Annotated in this window: 19 protein-coding genes and 1 tRNA gene; 16 read left to right on the top strand and 4 right to left on the bottom strand. The window is 43.6% G+C overall.

The window, feature by feature from the left end; translation table 11 throughout:
• Positions 1-196 precede the first annotated feature (196 nt).
• From DUL71_RS28825 to DUL71_RS32815, 9 genes are all read left to right on the top strand, one after another.
• Entirely contained in the window at positions 197-1450 is a 1254-nt protein-coding gene (locus DUL71_RS28825; protein ID WP_114941278.1) for a zincin-like metallopeptidase domain-containing protein, read from the top strand.
• 3 nt (positions 1451-1453) lie between these two features.
• Positions 1454-2236 carry a DUF4099 domain-containing protein gene (locus tag DUL71_RS28830; protein ID WP_114941279.1) on the top strand — a complete coding sequence of 261 codons (783 nt, stop codon included), beginning with the start codon at positions 1454-1456 and terminating at the stop codon, positions 2234-2236.
• On the top strand, positions 2236-2862 hold the full coding sequence (locus DUL71_RS28835) for a hypothetical protein (RefSeq protein ID WP_114941280.1): 627 nt from the start codon (positions 2236-2238) through the stop codon (positions 2860-2862). The genes DUL71_RS28830 and DUL71_RS28835 overlap by 1 nt, the downstream gene beginning before the upstream one ends.
• A gap of 22 nt (positions 2863-2884) precedes the next feature.
• Positions 2885-3385, top strand: coding sequence for a PH domain-containing protein (locus DUL71_RS28840; protein WP_114941281.1), 501 nt, complete (start codon positions 2885-2887; stop codon positions 3383-3385).
• A 91-nt stretch (positions 3386-3476) separates the two neighbouring features.
• The gene (locus DUL71_RS28845; protein ID WP_114941282.1) at positions 3477-3704 is read left to right on the top strand and encodes a hypothetical protein; all 228 of its coding nucleotides are present in this window, start codon (positions 3477-3479) and stop codon (positions 3702-3704) included.
• A 421-nt stretch (positions 3705-4125) separates the two neighbouring features.
• Positions 4126-4434 carry a helix-turn-helix domain-containing protein gene (locus DUL71_RS28850; RefSeq protein WP_208645679.1) on the top strand — a complete coding sequence of 103 codons (309 nt, stop codon included), beginning with the start codon at positions 4126-4128 and terminating at the stop codon, positions 4432-4434.
• Between the two features lie 3 nt (positions 4435-4437).
• A complete protein-coding gene (locus DUL71_RS28855) occupies positions 4438-5691 on the top strand; it encodes a type II toxin-antitoxin system HipA family toxin (protein WP_114941283.1) in 1254 nt (417 codons plus the stop codon).
• Positions 5692-5828: 137 nt separating this feature from the next.
• Positions 5829-6035: a hypothetical protein gene (locus DUL71_RS28860; RefSeq protein ID WP_114941284.1), complete on the top strand. Its 207-nt coding sequence runs from the start codon at positions 5829-5831 to the stop codon at positions 6033-6035.
• A 28-nt stretch (positions 6036-6063) separates the two neighbouring features.
• Positions 6064-7677 (top strand): recombinase family protein, encoded by a 1614-nt coding sequence (locus DUL71_RS32815; protein ID WP_425270987.1) that lies wholly within the window; start codon positions 6064-6066, stop codon positions 7675-7677.
• Here DUL71_RS32815 and DUL71_RS28870 read toward each other — a convergent pair.
• Positions 7634-7710, bottom strand: a tRNA-Met gene (locus DUL71_RS28870). The genes DUL71_RS32815 and DUL71_RS28870 overlap by 44 nt on opposite strands.
• A 163-nt stretch (positions 7711-7873) precedes the next feature.
• Between DUL71_RS28870 and DUL71_RS28875 the strand changes: the two genes are divergently transcribed.
• The 3 genes from DUL71_RS28875 (at position 7874) to DUL71_RS28885 (ending at position 11157) form a co-directional block, all read left to right on the top strand.
• Complete coding sequence (locus DUL71_RS28875; protein WP_112575589.1) at positions 7874-8254, top strand: START-like domain-containing protein; 381 nt, start codon at positions 7874-7876, stop codon at positions 8252-8254.
• A gap of 108 nt (positions 8255-8362) precedes the next feature.
• Positions 8363-9817 carry an LptF/LptG family permease gene (locus tag DUL71_RS28880; RefSeq protein ID WP_114941285.1) on the top strand — a complete coding sequence of 485 codons (1455 nt, stop codon included), beginning with the start codon at positions 8363-8365 and terminating at the stop codon, positions 9815-9817.
• A 134-nt stretch (positions 9818-9951) separates the two neighbouring features.
• Positions 9952-11157 carry a bifunctional 3,4-dihydroxy-2-butanone-4-phosphate synthase/GTP cyclohydrolase II gene (locus DUL71_RS28885; protein ID WP_114941286.1) on the top strand — a complete coding sequence of 402 codons (1206 nt, stop codon included), beginning with the start codon at positions 9952-9954 and terminating at the stop codon, positions 11155-11157.
• Between the two features lie 178 nt (positions 11158-11335).
• On the opposite strand, the gene DUL71_RS28890 is transcribed toward DUL71_RS28885, so the two are convergent.
• Positions 11336-15769: a translocation/assembly module TamB domain-containing protein gene (locus tag DUL71_RS28890; RefSeq protein ID WP_114941287.1), complete on the bottom strand. Its 4434-nt coding sequence runs from the start codon at positions 15767-15769 to the stop codon at positions 11336-11338.
• A 203-nt stretch (positions 15770-15972) separates the two neighbouring features.
• Here DUL71_RS28890 and tsaD point away from each other — a divergent pair, with 203 nt between their 5' ends.
• Positions 15973-16974, top strand: coding sequence for a tRNA (adenosine(37)-N6)-threonylcarbamoyltransferase complex transferase subunit TsaD (tsaD, locus tag DUL71_RS28895; protein ID WP_114941288.1), 1002 nt, complete (start codon positions 15973-15975; stop codon positions 16972-16974).
• 104 nt (positions 16975-17078) lie between these two features.
• Positions 17079-17264 (top strand): hypothetical protein, encoded by a 186-nt coding sequence (locus tag DUL71_RS28900; RefSeq protein WP_112574793.1) that lies wholly within the window; start codon positions 17079-17081, stop codon positions 17262-17264.
• Between the two features lie 143 nt (positions 17265-17407).
• Here the strand turns inward: DUL71_RS28900 and DUL71_RS28905 are convergent, their stop codons facing one another.
• Together DUL71_RS28905 and DUL71_RS28910 are read right to left on the bottom strand one after the other, a co-directional pair.
• Entirely contained in the window at positions 17408-17767 is a 360-nt protein-coding gene (locus DUL71_RS28905) for an MmcQ/YjbR family DNA-binding protein (protein WP_114941289.1), read from the bottom strand.
• A 131-nt stretch (positions 17768-17898) separates the two neighbouring features.
• Positions 17899-18258 carry an MmcQ/YjbR family DNA-binding protein gene (locus DUL71_RS28910; RefSeq protein ID WP_161964535.1) on the bottom strand — a complete coding sequence of 120 codons (360 nt, stop codon included), beginning with the start codon at positions 18256-18258 and terminating at the stop codon, positions 17899-17901.
• A gap of 70 nt (positions 18259-18328) precedes the next feature.
• On the opposite strand from DUL71_RS28910, the gene DUL71_RS28915 reads away from it, so the two are divergent.
• Complete coding sequence (locus DUL71_RS28915) at positions 18329-18949, top strand: class I SAM-dependent methyltransferase (RefSeq protein WP_114941291.1); 621 nt, start codon at positions 18329-18331, stop codon at positions 18947-18949.
• 175 nt (positions 18950-19124) lie between these two features.
• Positions 19125-19688: an adenylyl-sulfate kinase gene (locus DUL71_RS28920; RefSeq protein ID WP_114941292.1), complete on the top strand. Its 564-nt coding sequence runs from the start codon at positions 19125-19127 to the stop codon at positions 19686-19688.

Here is a 19688-nt window from a genome sequence, read left to right on the forward strand (position 1 = left end):
GTTATTCCCTTCCGGTCATTGCCCGGATATGCTGTCCGGTTACTGCTTCCATTTGGTAATAAATCCAATAGCATTTCCCGCGTAAACCAGCATTTAATGCCGACTCACTAATATCGCTCTTGCCGGCAATCATATTGCCGGTCATGCCATCGGCGCCTCACTCAAAGAATAAAATTGTTCCATAATCAAAATAAAAATGAGTACACCTTTTAAACCCCTGTCCGAACAGATCACAGGAAAAATGATCGCGGACCTGAAAGCCGGAACTTCCATCTTTCAACAGCCAAACAACAGTCTAAACTCAGCGTTGCCGTTCAATATTGAAAGTGGCCGCCGTTATGCCGGGCCTTCAGCTCTGATTTTGCTCATGCAGAAGCGGGATGATCCGCGCTGGGGCACCTCCAACCAGGCTAACCGTAACCGTACCGCAGTGAATAAAGGAACGACAGGTACGCTGATCCAGTTCATGTCTAGTTACGAATTCCAAAAAATGGTGGATAACGAAGGCAAGCCGGTTCTAAAAGAGAACGGGAAGCAGCGTACCGAACGGGTCAGGTTAGATGAACCCAAACAAGTAGATGCCTGGCTATTCAACGGTGAACAAATGCGTAAGCTCGAAAAATGGGCAAAAGAACCGAATGTACTTTCTCCCGCAGAACGAGCGCAGGCCATCCTGGACAACAGCAAGGTGGTGATCGAACAGGGCGGTGATGATATGTTCTATGACCGCCAGTTAGACGCGATCGTCATTCCCGAAACGGAACAGTTTGACAGTCCGGAACAATATTATGCCGGGGCTCTGCATTTGTTGGCGCACCGCGTGATTTCACAGGAAGCATTCGACCGTCCGCAGGTTGGCAACAACCCGGGCAACATGATCAGGGAGGAATTGCGCACGAATTTAGCTTCGCTGTTTTTAAGCAAGGAACTGAATTTGCCTTATGACCTGAATGAACATGTCGGTTACGTTGAAAGCTGGTCAGCGATCCTGAAGGACGATCCTTCCGAATTGTTTAATGCTGCGTCGGACGCGCAGGAGATCGTTGATCATATCATGGGTTTCGAGCAGCAGATTGGGGAAAAACGCGAGACCGGCCAAAGTGTGGAGGACGGACAGGAGCATAAAGGCGGATTGATTGCCGGCTCCGGGGTCGATACGCCGAAGATCGATCCTACCAAACTCAACGAAGGTGAAATCATATCCCATAACGGTACCGAGTTTAAGGTGATCAAGGCACAGAAGAACAACGTTTACCAGATGCAGGACTTAGGCAGCGAACGCAAGTTTAAAATGAGCGCCAAAGATGAGCTGTTCGGCTTTTTGCTGGACGCCCGGAATAACTCCCAGGAGCTAACGGCCAGCCGTGGTGTTTCTGCCACGGAAACTGCTTATCAGGAGTCGGAGGGCGTTGATAAATTTGAGAATGAACAATACGAGATTGAACGATAGATTATGCTCAGACAACAATTTAAACAGGAAGAGCTCCCGATGGAGCAACTTCAGCAATTAGGGCTGGCCGATTGGAACGTCCTGCATATTGACGATGACGACCTGGCGGCTTTGCTGGCGGGGCGGCGAACGGATATGCTTCGCCTCGAAAACCTGGAACAACAGGGTCTGCGCATTCCTGCATTGGACGCAAAGTTGTCGCTTCGCCGCAATGAGAACGGCGGCGTCGAGCTATTGGCGCACCCGATCTATAAATTTGCCGAAGCGCCGGAATACCTGACTGATACTGAAATAGAGAGCCTGGAAAAAGGGGACACGCTCAACTTAGTTAAAACGATCACCGGCGATGACGGTAATAAGCGCGAGGTTTTGGTGGAATTTGATAAGGAAACAAACGAATTTGTCACCGTGGAAACCGGTAAGATAAATCCGCCGGAAGAAATTAATGGCATACCGCTAACCCCGCAGCAAAAGAAAGATTACCGCAAGGGCAGGGAGGTGGAAACTCAGGACGGTACAACAATCCAGTATTCCGCTAAAGACAAGCGGGCCATCCGTGCCGACCGCCTGGCGCTGATCGCTTCGGTACTGAGCGATGGCGGCGTTTCCTATCTGCTGTTTAAAGGCCTCAATGCCTTGTTTAATAAGGAGCAGCATCAGGAGCCAGGCAGGAACTTTCATAAGGCAGTTGAAAAGATGTCCCAATCGGAACTTAAGCAGGCGGTACGAGGTGTGATGCCGGAAAATGATGCGGAAGAGGATATTTCCGAAACGATCAGCCGCTGATGCACCCTTATCTGACCCGTTTAAGTATCAGGCCGGAAGTACAGCGTTTCTTCCGGCTGTTTTATAGTTCTGATGATGACGGTAACCTGGTCTTTTCATATGGTGAAGAAGCGGAACATTTTGGTTTTGCTTTTCACAGGATACCGGTGACTGATAGCTTTTGGCTTGCCGGTAATTTAGCTTATGCGCAAGTCCGATTGGTCATCTTATCCGGTTCAGCACTTGACGCCCTTTCCTGGCTGAACAAAAAGGCGGTGTGCTTTCCACTGACCGAAAATTTGTTGTTCTTGAGTTTAGGGGCGGGTATGAGTGAGGCGCAGCTTTTATGGATCAGGTCCCATTTGGCGGGTAAGCAATTCCGGCTTTTGTTCGGGCGGGATCTGCTGGGGCGAATAGCTGACCTGAAGCTTGCTGCCGCCATCAATGACACACCCTTATCAGTTCATTTTAACGAAAGCGAGCAACTGGCAGTTCATTTTCGTAACCGTAATTATATCTTCAGCCAGGAACAATTCAGCCTGTCGGCTTTTGAACGGGCGGCGGGTGTCCGGTTTGGCGTGGCCACCGATAAACCCAAAGTCTATTTTACTTTTTTTGATGAGCTGAAGGCGGAAGCCGGTCTATGATCTGACTTATTCTCAAATTTTTATGGAATCACTTATTCTTGATGAGCAGCAGCTGATCACGATCCGCCCTGCGGCAGTTTTTGCCTTTATGCATCTCCTCACTTTTATCCTGGCCAGTCTGGGCTTTTTATTGCTGGCCTGGCGCTGTTGGCCGGAACTGGTCTGGATCAGTTTATCGTCCGCCGTATACGGCCTGTATCGCTTTTGCTTTCTCCGGAGCGTTTGTTACACCGTTTCCCCGGAAACCATCTGCATCAGGCGCGGTGTTTTTTTTAAACGCACCGACCAGGTAGCATTATACCGTATGAAGGATTACGTTTTAACGCAACCGTTCTTGTTGCAGCTCTTCTATTTAATGAATGTCAAGCTGAAAAGTACTGACCCGGAAAATCCTATTATCTGGCTGCGCGGTATACCGGCATCTGACCTCCTGGATACGCTGCGAGGGTATGTGCAGCAAGCCCGGCTGAACAATAAAGTTTACGACGTCGATAAACCTTTGCAGTTATTTCTTTCCAAATAACTACGAATTGATTATCTTTAGGTATAAAACATGAAGGCATTAATCAATTTGCCCGAGGTTGCTTAGTAAGAAATCTGATCATTTTACTGTAATGAAAACGTTTGTTTATTTGGTATTCACCTGTTTTATTTCTACGGGCGCATTTATGGGCGCCTTGTATTCTAAAACGCCCATGATGCTGTATGCCGTTGGCTTTGGTGTTTGGGCGCTGTTTCTGTGGGGGCTTTATCGCCGTATGAAAAAAAATGATGAGCGTCGCGACATGGAACGCCAGTTCCGCGACTATATGCGTCATCAGCTGCGTAAGTCAGCACGCTGAAAAGAAAATTAACTTACCCGCCGTTATCGCAGCGGGTATTTTGTTTCTCCGATCTACGATATATGGACTGGCGTACCGAAAGCGCCGTATTCACCGTAGCGGAGGAAAGCTGGAATGATCCGCAGTCTGTTTGCTGAGATCCAGCAAAAACTAAGAAGGAGTACTACGCATACTTGCCGGATGTTACCGGCAGGATGGGCTCCCTTGGGACATCATGCTCAAATCGGCATTACTTTTTCTACTACAGGGCATTAATATCAGATTGCTGGCGGAGGAATTTTCTCTGGCAAGGCATTGCCCGCTGGGTTTGTTTATGGTGTAATTGTATCGAAAGAAAACCCTTCACCTAATTATTTAACCTTCCTTATTGTGTTTTATATATTAAACAATTTAATTAATTTTGTTTATTATATATGACATTATGAAGAATCAACTAGTATTGCTGCCCAAAGCGCAGAAGGTTCTTAACGATTTGGGGGAAAATATCAAACTTGCGCGGCTGCGCAGAAAGTTGAGTACGACCCAGATTTCGCAACGCGCAGGAATTAGCCGCGCTACATTATGGCAGATTGAAAAGGGTACGCCAACGGTAGCTATGGGGGCATATTTCCAGGTATTATTCGTGATGGGGCTCGAAAAAGATTTTTTAAAATTGGGCGCTGATGATGAATTGGGCCGAAAGTTACAGGATGCGGGTTTATTGGTAAAAGAAAGAGCTCCGAAAAAATAGATTATGGCCAGAAGGATTTTAGTATATGCAGATTGGGACGGTCTGCCGGAAATTGCGGAGTTTGGTACATTGACTGCCGATATTAGCAGGGGAAACGAGATATTTTCATTTGAATATAGCCCATCCTGGTTACAATCCCCGCAGGCGCAATTGCTTGACCCGGATCTGCAATTATACGCCGGGCCGCAATACCTGAACGATGATAAGCCTAATTTCGGCATGTTCCTTGATTCCTCGCCCGACCGCTGGGGCAGAATGCTGATGAAAAGAAGGGAAGCCATTACTGCCAGGCAGGAGGAACGAAAACCGGTCTCCTTAAATGAGTCTGATTTTTTGTTGGGTGTTTTCGATGGAACACGCATGGGCGGTTTGCGGTTCAAAACTACCGCAGATGGTGAATTTCTCAGCCATGTAGCCGAATTGGCTGCTCCTCCCTGGATTGCTTTACGCGACCTGGAATATGCCAGCTTAAGGCTGGAAACCGAGGATATGAGCGCTACAGAAGAATTGCGTTGGTTAAATATGCTGATTGCTCCCGGTTCATCACTAGGCGGGGCGAGGCCAAAAGCTAGTGTCACTGATCCTGAAGGTAATTTATGGATGGCTAAATTTCCGAGTGCCAATGATGAATATGATATGGGTGCCTGGGAAATGGTAGTTCTTGAACTGGCATTAATTGCAGGAATCAAGGTTTCACCGGCACAGCTGCAGCAATTTTCCGGAAAGCACCGCACCTTTTTGACCAGCCGCTTTGACCGCGTAGGGGGAAATAGGAGAGTCCATTTCGCTTCGGCAATGACCTTGCTGGGGCAGCAGGATGGTGCAGATTTTCACAGCGGGTCCAGCTATCTCGATATGGTAGAATTTATCATTCGGAACGGATCAAATGTCAAAGAGAACCTAAAAGAATTATGGAAACGAGTAGTGTTCAACATCCTGGTTAAAAACACGGATGACCATCTAAGAAATCACGGATTTTTATTGCGGGATAATGGCTGGGAACTATCTCCGGCGTATGATATGAACGCAAATCCACAAGGCAGAGGCCTAACGCTGAATATTTCCGAAAACGATAACTCGCTTGACCCTGAGCTGGCCTTGTCTGTCGCCGTACACTTTCGCTTAAAGCTTGAAGATGCAAAAGTGATGCTTGAACAGATCAAAAATGCCGTTGCTCAATGGCCAAAAATTGCCACGAAATATAAGTTACCCAGAAGAGAACAGGAAAATATGGACTCCGCATTTTCTATCTCGTAAAACACATCCGCATGATGATCAAGGTTTGATAAAAGTCCCGGCGGCAAGCGTTTAGGGACTTGTTTTTTATCAGCTATATTCCATTCTCTAGTTTAAGACGCCGTCTTAACAAGTACATCTTATCAAACTAAAGACAGGTGAATAAATTTCAGGACTTAGATATTTTACGTAAGACAGATCTTACCGTAGAAGAAATAAAGCGCCACCCTGCATTCGCCAAACTCCCCGAAAACCAAATTGCAGACTTTCTGATCACTATAAAAACCCTCACCGAAATCGCCTTCAGATACACCGAAATTTCCCAAAAAAACCTTGGAAAAAAGCCTGAAAATGGCGAAATTTAAACTATACAAGCGTTTTAAGCGTTCACTTATGATTGAAATTTCCCCATTCGATACCTTTGCAAAAGGTTCAAAAAAATCCGATAAGATACGTGGTACAAACTGTGTGATCTATACAAGAGTAAGCAGCCGGGAACAGGCTGATAATTTGAGTTTGGGTACTCAGCTAAAAGGTTGTAACCAATACGCCGAACGTTTAAAATATAAAGTGCTGGCCCAATTTGGCGGGACATATGAAAGTGCCGAAAACGACGAACGAAAAGAGTTCATCGCCATGCTGGCATTTGTTAAAAAATCCAAAGAAAAGGTCTCTTATATCTTGGTATACAGCTTAGAGCGTTTTTCAAGAAATGACAACTCAATTTGGTTAAGCGGTGAATTGAGGAAATTAGGCATAGAAATAGTTTCTGTCACACAACCAATTGACACTTCAAGTGCGTCAGGACAAATGCAACAGAAGATGCTATTCCTATTTGGCGAATTTGATAATCAACTTAGAAAGCAGAAATGTACCGCAGGTATAAAAGAAATGCTGCTCCGTGGCGACTGGCCTACCGCCGCACCGCTTGGATTTGACATCGTACGTAGTAATGGAGTTCGAAAGATAGTCGTTAATCAGAAGGGGAAGCTCTTACGGCAGGCATTTGAGATGAAAGCACAATACAATCTTTCCAATGAAGCCATCCGTCAAAAGTTAATTGAAAAAGGTCTTAAATTAAACCATCAAAGAATTTCTGAAATCTTTAGGAATCCGTTCTATTGCGGGCTGATGGCCCATAATATGTTGGAGGGTCGCGTGGTCGATGGCAACCAGGAAAAATTGGTATCAAAGGCTACATTCTTAAAAGTTAATGGAATCTTAGATCAAAATGCTCATGGGTACTCATTAAAGGAGGAAAATGATGCAATTCCTTTGAAACGCTTTACAAAATGTGCGGAATGTGGAAAGCCTTTGACAGGGTATTTAATGCGCAAAAAGAATATTCACTATTACAAATGTAAAACAGTTGGCTGTAAGACCAACAAGAATGCAAATTCATTAAACGAGACTTTTTATAAATTACTTAATAATTTCACCTTAAACTTAGACAATGACTTTTTAAAACTGATCCGCCAACAGGCGGTAGCGACCTTTAATCAACTTTTTGTAGGAGAAGAAGAAGCTTACGTTTCATTATCTAACCAGTACAAGGAATTAAAGAAAAAGATGGATAGGCTAGAAGAACGTTACATTGAAGAGGAAATCGATAGTGAGTTATATAAAAAGTTTTCGGAAAAATATCTGACCGAAAAAGGTGAATTAGAGAGTAAACTTTTGAAGGCCTCCAAAAAAAGTTCGAACCTTGGAAATTGTATTGATATTTCGGTTGAAATAGCCTCAATTATGGCTGAAAAGTGGGTTTTAAGCGACTATATAGGTAAGCAACAAATCCAATCTTTGGTATTTCCGGAGGGTATAACTTTTAGTAAAAAAAGAGAAGAAGTTCGAACTCCCCGAATAAATTCTTTGTTTTTGTATCTTGCTTATTTTCACCAACTTATAAGCAATAAAAAAAGCGGCATACCAGAATTAAACCTGGATTTTGCCGCTTTCGCCTGTTTGGTAGCGGGGAGCAGGATCGAACTGCCGACCTTAGGGTTATGAATCCTACGCTCTAACCATCTGAGCTACCCCGCCGTTTTTATGTATGTGACTCTTTTTGTGGTTAGTAAAAAGAGTGGCTTTGCTTTAAAACAAGTGGCCGTCCCTAAAAAGGTTTGCAAATATAGCAGAAATTCGTTTTCTTTAGAAAAAATGTTAAACATTTTAATTTTGTTCCTCTTTTTTAAGTGTAAACCGAATGTCCGAAAAGAAAAAATTTACCATTGAGTACGAGATAAAGTCATCTCCGCGTATCCTGTTCAGCTTCTTAAGCGAGCCTAACGGCTTGTCTCAGTGGTTTGCCGACGAGGTTAATATTCGTGACCATGTTTATACTTTTACATGGGATGATGAATCGCAAAAAGCCAAACTTTGCTCTGTTAAGGAAAACAAATCTGTACGTTTTAAATGGATTGATGATGATGCGCAGTATTATTTTGAAATGGAAATACTGCAGGATGAGCTTACCAATGATGTAGCGCTCGCCATTACCGATTTTGCCGCCGAAGATGCCATTGCGGAAAGAAAGCTGATCTGGGATAACTCTATCGATTACCTTATAAGTGTATTAGGCGCCTGATAAAAACTTTATTTTAGCTAATTTTGTACGCTTAACTATGTTTTGCACGTTAATGGGTTTAACTGTGCGGCTAACTGGTTTTGCCCCTGTTAATTGCAAATAGCACTAATGAAGAAAATCCACCTTTTACTCCTTAAATCATTTATAAGGCCTTTTTTGGTTACACTTTTCATAGTGATGTTTGTGCTGCTGATGTTGTTTTTGTTTAAATACATTGACGACCTCATAGGCAAGGGTTTTGCCTGGTATACCATACTGGAGCTTATGATGTATAATTCGGCCACCAACGTTCAGATGGCGCTGCCCTTATCCATCCTGCTCTCAACCATCATGACCTACGGCTCGCTTGGCGAAAATTATGAGTTGGTAGCTATCAAGGCTGCCGGTATTTCGTTAAAACGTGCCATGTACCCCATGATCACTGTGGTTACCATACTCAGTATTGCCGCGTTCCTGTTTTCGGATTACATGCTGCCGGTAGCGAACCTGAAATACTTTTCGCTGCTGTATGATGCCCGGAAACAAAAGTCGGCCGATTTGCTGCCGGAGGGTGTATTCAGCAACAGTTTCCCGGGCTATACCATTCGTGTTAAGCGTAAAGATCCCGATGGGCAACGTTTGTACGATATCATGATCTATCAAAAAAGCCCGAACGGGGAAAATAACAATATCGTGATGCTGGCCCGCGAGGGCTCCATGTTCCGTACTATGGGCGATAAATACCTGGTATTACGGTTGAAGGATGGGGTAAGGTACGAAGAATCGGCTCCGGAAAATGCTACCTATAATACCCGGCAGCGCCTGATGCGACAGCGTTTTAAAGAAACAGAAACCAAATTTGATCTTTCTACTTTTAAGATTACCCGGACAAATGAGAGCGAGTTTAAGCAGGCATCACAAATGATGAACGTTAAACAGCTGACACATTACCTGGATTCGTCGCAGCATTCTGTTGATAGTAATGTGATGGTGAATTATAAGCTGGTGACACCATATATCAAATACTATTCGATACCAACTCAATCAAAGGTCATTAAAAAGTATAAGGAGTTTGATCCTAAAAAGGATGTTTTTCAGGGCCTTACTTTATCCGAGCAGCAGATGAGCCTTAGCAGTGCCGCGTCTGAAATCAGGTCAATTAAAGATGTGATCAAAAACCGGAGCGACAGGTATAAAGGCGATTCGGAAAATATCCGCAGGTATTTTGTAGAATACCAGAAAAAGTATAACCTTTCGGTAGCGTGTTTGGTGCTCTTCTTAATTGGCGCGCCGTTGGGTTCTATTATCCGGAAGGGTGGCCTGGGCTTGCCGGTAGTAGTTTCGGTTGTGTTTTTCCTCATCTATTATATTATCACTACAATTGGCGAAAAATCAGTTAAGGGTGGGGATATCAACAAGTACCTGGGCATGTGGATCTCTATTATTACGCTGTTGCCTATAGGGTTGTTCCTGTCATATAAAGCGGCTACTGATTCAGCCTTATTTGATATGGACATTTATAAACGTTTTGTAAACCGTGTTATAGCAAAATTTAAGCCTAAGGCAACCCACCGCAGTCATTAACGGTATTATTAATAAACGCCATATTATAGAAGCAATATCATTTTACACAACGCCGACCCAAGTCTTGGTAATATGCGTTAAATTTGATTTAGATTAAACAAGCGTTTAAACGCACCCCAATAAGCAAGTATATAATGTTAAACACCATACAAGAAGCGATCGAGGAGATCAAAGGCGGTAAAACAATTATCGTAGTTGATGACGAAGATCGTGAAAACGAAGGCGACTTTTTAACGGCCGCCCGTAATGCCACCCCCGAAACAATTAATTTCATGGTTCGTCACGGTCGCGGCCTGGTTTGTGCTCCTATTACAGCGCAACGGGCACGTGAGCTCGACCTAATGCCGATGGTGAGCCACAATACCACATCGCACGAAACTAACTTTACGGTTTCGGTAGATTTGCTTGGTCATGGTTGTACTACCGGGATCTCTGCAAGTGACAGGTCTAAAACTACTTTGGCGCTTATCGATCCGGCTACCAAGCCCGAAGATCTGGGTCGCCCGGGGCATATTTTTCCGCTGATAGCAAAAGATGGCGGTGTATTGCGCCGTACAGGGCATACCGAAGCAGCTGTTGACCTGGCCGTATTAGCGGGTTTTGAACCTGCGGGAGTCATCTGCGAAATTATGAAGGAAGACGGCGAAATGGCCCGCCTGCCCGATCTGTTGGAGATTGCTAAAGAATTTAATCTCAAAATAGTATCCATTAAAGACCTTATCGCTTATCGTTTAGAACATGAATCGATGGTAAGGAGGGAAGTGGCTGTTAAAATGCCTACCGAGTGGGGCGATTTTGATATGATAGCCTATACCCAGGTTGATACCGGCGAAAATCACCTTGCCTTAGTAAAAGGTACATGGGAACCGGGCGAACCTATTTTGGTACGTGTGCATAGCTCATGCATGACCGGCGATATTTTCGGCTCATGCCGTTGCGATTGCGGTCCGCAGTTGCATAAGGCTATGGAAATGATCAGCAAAGAAGGTAAGGGCGCCATAGTATATATGAACCAGGAAGGCCGCGGAATTGGTCTTATCAATAAACTAAGGGCCTATCATTTGCAGGAAAACGGTTATGATACTGTTGATGCAAACCTGAAGCTCGGCTTTAAAATGGATCAGCGCGATTATGGTATCGGCGCACAGATCCTGCGTAGCCTGGGTATTACCAAAATGCGTTTGATGAGCAACAACCCTAAAAAACGTGCCGGCCTTATCGGCTACGGTTTGGAAGTGGTTGAAAACGTACCAATCGAGATAGCATCAAACCCACATAATGAAGCTTACCTGCGCACTAAACGCGACAGGATGGATCACGCTATCATGCGCGATCATTAATTTTGAAGCTTAAAGCTCAAGGCTAAAAGCCTAAAGCTAATACAAGAAAAAAACAAAGGCTTAAAGCATTCCGCTTTAAGCCTTTGTTTTTTTCTTGTATTAGAAGCTTTACGCTTTCAGCATTAAGCCTCCGGCTTTTCAACAGCTTTCAGCTTTTGGCCTTCGGCCTTTAGCTTTTTTACTGGTCATCATCCTCATCGGGCTTTGTGGCCGGTGTTGTTGTAGTAGAATTAGGTATGGGAGCTGGATTAACCGGCGCGGTTTTGCGACGGCTCTGCCTGAATATGTTGCGGATAAACTCACCAAAGGTGTCAAAGTCACGTTGGTAAACCAAACCAAACCCATTTACATACTGCGGTGCCAGTACGTCGGTAAGGCTGCTTAGCGTTACGTTATTTAGGGCCCTGTATGAATACCTTGCCGTTAAATTGCCGTCACGGCGTATTTTGTATAATGCTTCAAAGTCTTTTGTAAGACTGTTAAAGCGTTGATTAAAGAGGTTGTTGTTATTGTTATTAAAAATATCGTTTGATCCATTATTGCTAAACAAGCTTCCGTTGAACGATAGGCGGCTATCAAAGAAACGCAGCGAAGCGCTGGCCTCATTAAATGAACGGATATTTAAATCGAAGTTTTTGATGTTTGACTGCGATATCAGGCTGTTTAGTTTGTTAAATGCAAACTCGCTTACGGCCTCACCCGCGGTGCCCAGCACCTGGTTTGTTAAGTTATTACTGTTTGATGTAAAGTTACGGCGCACAATAATACTGATGGCCTGCTGACTTCTGTTGTTGGCATCGGCAAGGTAGGTTGACAGATCGTCTTTAACCGATGGATCGGTAGGGAAGTTAAAGTCAAAGTCAATATTGGGTTGTAACAACGATTTGGTTAGAATAAGTTCAGCCTGTACCAGGGTCTGCTGTCCGGAGGTTGGTGTTTGCAGGCCCGCTGCTGTGTAAAGTGGCGCTTTGCTGGTACGCACCTCATACAGGGCCTTAAGGTTGATCTCCGCGTTTGACGGGTTACCTGTCCACCTGATGGTACCGCCCTGGCTTACGGTAAAGTTTTTACTGATAAAGTTTTTGGCGGTAAACTCAAATTTACCCGACGATATCAGGAAGTCACCATACATCTCAAAATCGCCAAGACTGTTAATATTCAGCTTTAAATTTCGGGCAACACCGCTACCCTCCAACTGGCCGTAATCTGTAGCAATTTTTACGATAGTTTTTTCGTCGGCACTTAAATCAAAGTTTAGGGTAACACCATTAAACGCGCGTGTTTTAGGTACAACTTTGGCAGTATCGCTGTGGCTTACAAATTTAATAAAGTCGTAATCGCTGGCGGTTGATGAGGTGTTAAGCGGGATATTGAAAATGGTACCGGCGTTGGTGCTGGCAGTTATATCAATTTTCATGTTATCAACCGGGCCGTTAAAGCTGAACGTGCCGGTACCATAGGCTGTACCAAAATAAAGGTGGTTATCTTTAAATGTAGTGTTCAGGGCCATCAGGTTATCAGCCTTGAGTGTTACATTAATATCCGGGTTATTCAGGTTGTTGAGGTTCACGGTACCATTGGCGGTTCCGGTACCTTTATGAATATCCTTAAGCACCATATCCTTGAGGGTGATAACACTGTTATTAACATCAAGTTTGTTATTAACGGTATAGGCTGTTTTCAAATAATTAACAGTAAGGCCGGTATTAACAAGGGTAACGGTACCATTAAGCTGAGGATTTGACGGTTTACCCGTAAGCTTCAGATCAGTTGAAACGTGGCCTTTCACATCCGAAACCAGATCTTTGATAAATGGTTCAAATATGATGGCTTCGGTTTGGTTCATCTTGATATCAAAATCAAGGTTATCATCGGTTTCTTTACCAAACGAATAGGTACCGCCAATATTCATGGTTTCCAGCCCCCGGTTTATAATATTCATATTAACATCGGCCTGTTTACGGTCGTTGCCGAGTGCTGCAACCAGTTTTACATCACCCACCAGTGTTTTGTTCATGGTAAGTGAGTCGACAGTTAAGTGCGAATCTACCCCCGGCGATTTAAGTACCGAGCTCATGTTGATATCCCCGTTAAGATATCCCTTTAAATTTACTCCGGAGGTACGTGTTAATTGGTTAAACGTACGCATGTTAAACTTCTGGAACTTAAGTTTTAACTGATCGGCCGGGTTATCGGAAATAAAACCATCGATAAATACTTTTTGTGCACCGTTTGAAAGCTCGAAGCCCGACACCTGGGTTTTACCGTCAAGTAAGCGGATGCGTACCTGCTCCTGGATCTTCCATTTCTCTTTTTCCAGTATCACATCCGATGGAAGCAGTTTCAGCTTGGCCGTGGTATCCCGTCCAAATTCAACCAAACCGTAAAGGTCAAGCTGATTAACAGCATTTTTATCGGAGAGCTTAACGTTAAAGTTAAGGCTGTCGTTTTTCAGGAAGTTGGTAATGTTGATATCCTTAATGAAAAGACTATCGGTAAGGTCAACCCGCCTCAGGGATAAGTTGAGGCCAAGCATACTTTCGGTTGTGTTTTCGTCGATAATGAAATCATGGAAAACCGTTTTGCCGTATTTGAGCGTTTTGATATATCCCGATAAGGTAGCCGTTTTCTTTTCCGAATTAAATTGCCCGACAAAGGTGCCCTGGTCCGGAATTTTCAGATCAGGCAGGAATATTGCCGTAAGCGGATCGAGGTTTTTGAGGTTAAGGCTAAAATCAAACTCCTCCGGCTTAGGCGGTACTATAGTTGTTTTGATAGACGGGATATACTTTTTAACGATGGTTTTAAAGTATGACGGCAGGGTAGCCAAATCATATTTTCCTTTAATACTGCCATCGGCAAAGTCAGATTTTAGTGCGATAGTACGGTTGTTACCAAAACCTTCGGCAGACAGGTATAGTGAATCAACCACATAGTTATTCCGCGGATCAACAACTCTTGCAGGCGAAAACAGGATATTGCCCTGCAGGTTGGCCAGGTCATCACCTTTAAACTGGGTTTTAAGCAGTGTGGTTATGGTTAAAGTATCTTTAGTAAAGCCAAGTTTGTACAGGTTGGCATCTTTGATATCTGCAGTAAGATCATAAGTAGGCAAGGCGGGCTTAAGATCAACTTTGCCTTTCAGGTCAAGCTTTACATTCCTGTCGTTAATGGTAATGTGGGCGTTGGCCAGTTTATTGATAAAAGTACCTTTAAGGGTAAGCTTGTTATAGGTGTAGCCAGAGTAAGTAACTGAAGCTATCCTCGCATCCACTTTTTCGGTAAGACTTTTAAGCTGATCGCCGCTGCCTTCAATGGTTGATGAAAATGTAGTACGGCCCAGGTCTTTTTCATCAATCAAAGTACCCATATCAAAAGCATAGGTATTAATCCTGCCGCTATAGCTTGGGCGGTCGTTTTTATCAATTTTAAGGTTGATATCTGAATCAAAACGACCAAGAGCAGTTTTAAAAACGCCATAAGCCACAAAGTCATTTTGTGAACCGGTGAACCTGCCGGTGAAATTAAAATTGCCAAATTTGGATAGGATAGCGGGGGCTTTCTCTGTAGGTGTTCCCGAAAAATGGCTGATCAGGTAATCAAGGTCTTTTTTGTTTGACGCAACCTGTTCAAATTTCAATTCAAGGAAAGCGTTATCCCAATCGGTAAGATTATGCAGGTTAAAATCTCCCTTAACAAAGGTTGCTTGTCCGCCGGTGATGGTTACTTTTTTGGCTTTGAGGTTATTCACATAACCTTTAGCTTGTCCATCTATACCCAGATCAAAACTTACTTTTTTAAGCGCGCCGGTAAAGTAGGCGATATCAGATGATGAAATGCGCGACGATTTAAAGTTGGCATCCATGTGCACCTTATTCTCAAAATCATCAAAATCATCAAATGATTTAAACTTCATCCAGAAATAATCTTTCAGATCCGATCTTGGCGTTTGAATGGCCAGGTGCTTCAGCATAATCTGGTTGGTATCAATGGTAGCATCTGAAGCAAAATGTTTTACCGTAAAACCGCTTTTTTCATGCAGGCTCAGGCTTTTAATGTTGCCTTTAAACAGGTGGTTTTTTAAATCCATACCCTGTATCTCGGTGCTGAAATGCTGAACATCAAGGTCATTAAAGTTAACGCCGGCTATTACCGTATCGCGCAAGCTATTTTTGTACCGGAAATGAAAATTCTTGATAGCGATGGTGCCAAAATTGAGCGTCCAGGGTTTGCCCGCAGGCGTTTTGGTAGTATCTCCAGAATTAAAATAATCTATAACAAACTGGAGATTGGTAGTGCTGTCCTTTTGTTTTTTGAGGTAAAAGGAACCATTATCCAATTCAATATTGGCAAAGTTGATGGTGCGGCGCTTTATACTGCTGAAAAGGTAAAAATCATCAATATCAACGGCCAGCTTTGGCGTGCTTAAAATAGTATCCTGTTTTTTATCTAAAATATAAAGCCCCTCAATTACTACCGAGCGAAATGGCCTGAGGTAAAGACTTTGGATGCCTACTTTGGTATGGAGCTCGCCGGCGAGGTATGCCGCTGCTTTCTTGGCAGCCCAGGTTTGTACCGGCTTAAACTGAAACGTGAGTAAAAGTATGCTCAATGTCAATAAAATGAACAATACCAGGCCCAGGAATATTTTGAGTACTTTTTTAATAACTTTGCCTTTTAAACTATTTAATGATTTGGTGAATTAGTGATTTAGCGAGTTCTTTACTATCCCTCTACAATTTTGAAGAAAGATGGTTTGCCGCTAAATAATAAATCACTGATTCGCTAATTCAATAACTCAATAATTAAACAAACGTGCCCGTAATTTTAGGAATCGAATCATCATGTGATGAAACCTCAGCTTCGGTTTGTGTTGATGGTGTGATCATGAGCAATGTTATTGCCAATCAAACCATACACGAGGCCTATGGAGGCGTTGTCCCGGAGTTAGCCTCAAGGGTTCATCAGCAAAATATTGTTCCGGCTGTTCAGCAGGCATTATTGAACGCAAAAGTAAGCAAAAATGATATTGATGCGGTAGCTTTTACACGCGGTCCCGGACTTTTAGGTTCTCTTTTAGTGGGAGTTTCATTTGCTAAGGCTTTTGCCCTGGCTAAACAGATCCCGCTTATTGATATTAATCACATGCAGGCCCATATCCTGGCGCATTTTATAGGCGATAGAAATCCATCGTTCCCCTTCCTTTGCCTTACGGTATCGGGCGGGCACACACAAATTGTGCTGGTGAAAGATTATTTTGATATGGAGATCATAGGCCAGACGCTTGACGATGCCGCCGGCGAAGCCATGGATAAAACCAGTAAGATTTTAGGCCTGCCGTATCCTGGTGGACCGCTCATTGACAAGTACGCGCGCCAGGGAAACCCGGATGCTTATAAGTTCCCCGAGCCGCAGATACCTGGGTATGATTTCAGCTTTAGCGGTTTAAAAACTTCTATCCTGTATTTTATCCGCGACAACGTAGCTGCAAATCCAGATTTTATCAGCGAGAACATGGCCGATATTTGTGCTTCTGTAGAGAAACGCATTGCTACCATTTTGCTTAACAAACTGCAAAAAGCAGCGCAGGCTTATGGTATAAAAGATATAGCTTTGGCGGGTGGTGTATCGGCCAATACCGGTTTGAGGCTTGGCCTGCAGGCCATGGCCGAGCAAAACGGTTGGAACAGCTTTATCCCTAAAATGGAATATTGTACAGATAACGCCGCCATGATTGCCATAGCCGGCTATCACAAATACCTAAAAGGCGAATTTATAGGGCAGGACGTTGCCCCAATGGCAAGGATGGCTTTTTAGCCCCCCGGCCCCCTAAAGGGGGAGCTATGGAGGGATAAGCTTAAGTTTAGAATTAGATACAAATAACACATTAACATTCCCCCTTTAGGGGGGTAAGGGGGCATATGAACGCATCAGGATATATTTTTTACATTGTTTTTGTTATCCCATTAATAGCCGCTATGGTTTGGCTTATACGCCAGGATAAAAAAAAGGGAAAGATTGGACTTATTGTGCTGGCTGCACTGGTAGTTGGAGTTTTGATCTACGTTTACCTTAACCGTGAGGCACTTAACGGCATAAAGCCATAAGAAAAAGCCGTTAAATTTTATTTGAAGAGGTTTTAGGTAGAGACGCATCACATGCGTCTTCCGTATGATAAGCGGGCTTGCGAATCTTTAACTGCAATAATTTGCAGGCGTAAGACGCATGTGATGCGTCTCTACATTAAACATTAATTATTTGCCTTCATTTCTTCATATTCCCTGATCAGCTTTTTGGTAGCCCTGGCAAGGTAGGCTGTTATTAATAGTTGATTCAGATCATCGGGCAATACGGTTTCGAGGCGTACCAGCATGTACTTGTAGTTTTGGTAATGTGGCGTAATGAAATACGTCTGCGGATCAAGCGCTATCCATTTTTCCCGCTCGGCGGTATGGATGGCCAATAACTCGTCCTTCTCTTTTATATTGCAAAATATTTTGTTATTAACATAGAAAGCCGGGTCTTCAAAGCACATCTTATGCGTAACACCCGGTAGTGGCAACAGCGTGCTTTTCAAATACTGTAAAAAGATGTGCATATCGGTAGCCATAGTTAATTTTATTTGAAGAAATTTTAGTAGAGACGCATCACATGCGTCTCCCGTATGATAAGCTCTCTTGGAAATCTTTAACTGCAATAATTTGCAATTAAGACTCATGTGATGCGTCTCTACGTTAACCTTTAATCATTAGCCTTCATTTCTTCATATTCCCTGATCAGCTTTTTGGTGGCCCTGACAAGGTAGGCTGTTATCAGCAATAGCTTCAGGTCATCGGGCGATACGGTTTCAAGCCGTACCAGCATGTATTTGTAGTTTTGGTAATGCGGCGTAATGAAATACGTACGCGGATCAAGCGCTATCCACTTTTCACGCTCGGTGGTATAAATGGCCAGCAGCTCATCCTTTTCATGTATGTTGGCGAAGATCTTGTCGTTAACATAAAACGCCGGGTACTCAAAATGCATTTTGGTAGTAACACCTGGCAGCGGCAACAACGTGCTTTTCATAAACTGCAAAAAGATGTGCATATCGGTAGCCATAGTTAAAGTTAATAAGTTTTCCCCACAGCATTTAATAAAACAGTAATTTCGGGTTGAAAACAGCGTGGCCATGAACAGCAGCAACCTCCGCAATTTATACGGTAATATCGATATCTATTTGTTCGATCAGTTATTGAAAGGTCGTTTTGATAATTGCCACACCGTGCTTGATGCCGGTTGTGGCAGCGGGCGTAACATTACCTATTTTTTGCAGAACGGGTATAAGGTGTACGGCGTTGATCAAAGCGAGCATGCTGTTGAATTATCCAAACGCCTATCGGCCGATTTATGTCCCGATCATTCCCCCGATAATTTTAAACTGTCGGCTGTTGAAAACCTACCTTTCGACGATGCTCAGTTTGACTTGGTAATTTGCAGCGCGGTGCTGCACTTTGCCAATGATGCCGAGCATTTTGACAATATGCTGCGTTCGTTGTGGCGCGTACTGAAACCCGGCGGTTACTTTTTTGCCAGGCTGGCATCTGATATAGGTATCGAAACCCTGGTGCAACCTCTTGGTAATTACCGCTATTTACTGCCGGACGGCTCCGAACGTTTTTTGGTAAATGAAGATATCTTGCTTGAGTATACCCGCGAACTGGCTGCGCAACTTTATGAACCTATTAAAACTACCAACGTGCAAAACCTGCGCTGTATGACAACCTGGTGCATGCAAAAAACAAACGCATAATTGCCGCCAGGCTTTTTCCCTTCTCTCCGTCTACGTCATTTACCGGTTCATCGATACAATATACCTGTGTATCGATACACAAAGTGTTAACGGCAATTTCGCTTGAAATATTTGCGTTAAGCCTACAATAACGGGTTAAACAACGATTATTATTTAACGCTTAACACACCACCTTATGATTATTCTGCTTTGCGGCTTATCCGGATCAGGTAAAACTACCCTTGCTCAAAATGTTAAAATGCGACTGTCTGATACCGATGTTCCGGTTGAAATTATTGATGCCGACGTATATCGCCAAAAGCTGTTTCCAAATTTAGGTTATACTAAGGAAGATCGCTTCGACAATATCCGCAGGCTTGGCTTCATCGCCGGCAAATTATCCGGACACGGCGTGGTAACAATTATCAGTGCTATAAATCCCTATGATGTTATTCGCCGGGAACTGATAGCCACATACCCTGATGTAAAGCTTATACATATTGATTGCCCTGTTAAAACGCTGATGCAAAGAGATACCAAAGGCCTTTATAAACGCGCGCTGTTACCCGAAGGGCATCCGGATAAGGTAACCAACTTAAGCGGCGTTAATGATCCTTTTCAAATCCCGTCATCGCCCGATTTGTATATCAACACTCATATTACAAAACAGGGAGATGCTACAGAAATATTGGCTGGTTTTATTCTTGAAAACTATCAGCAGGCGCAAATCAAACAACTATACCAAACCGGTCGCTATTAA

It is taken from the genome of Mucilaginibacter endophyticus (assembly GCF_003351025.1).
In the GTDB taxonomy this organism is placed as follows: Bacteria; Bacteroidota; Bacteroidia; order Sphingobacteriales; family Sphingobacteriaceae; genus Mucilaginibacter; species Mucilaginibacter endophyticus.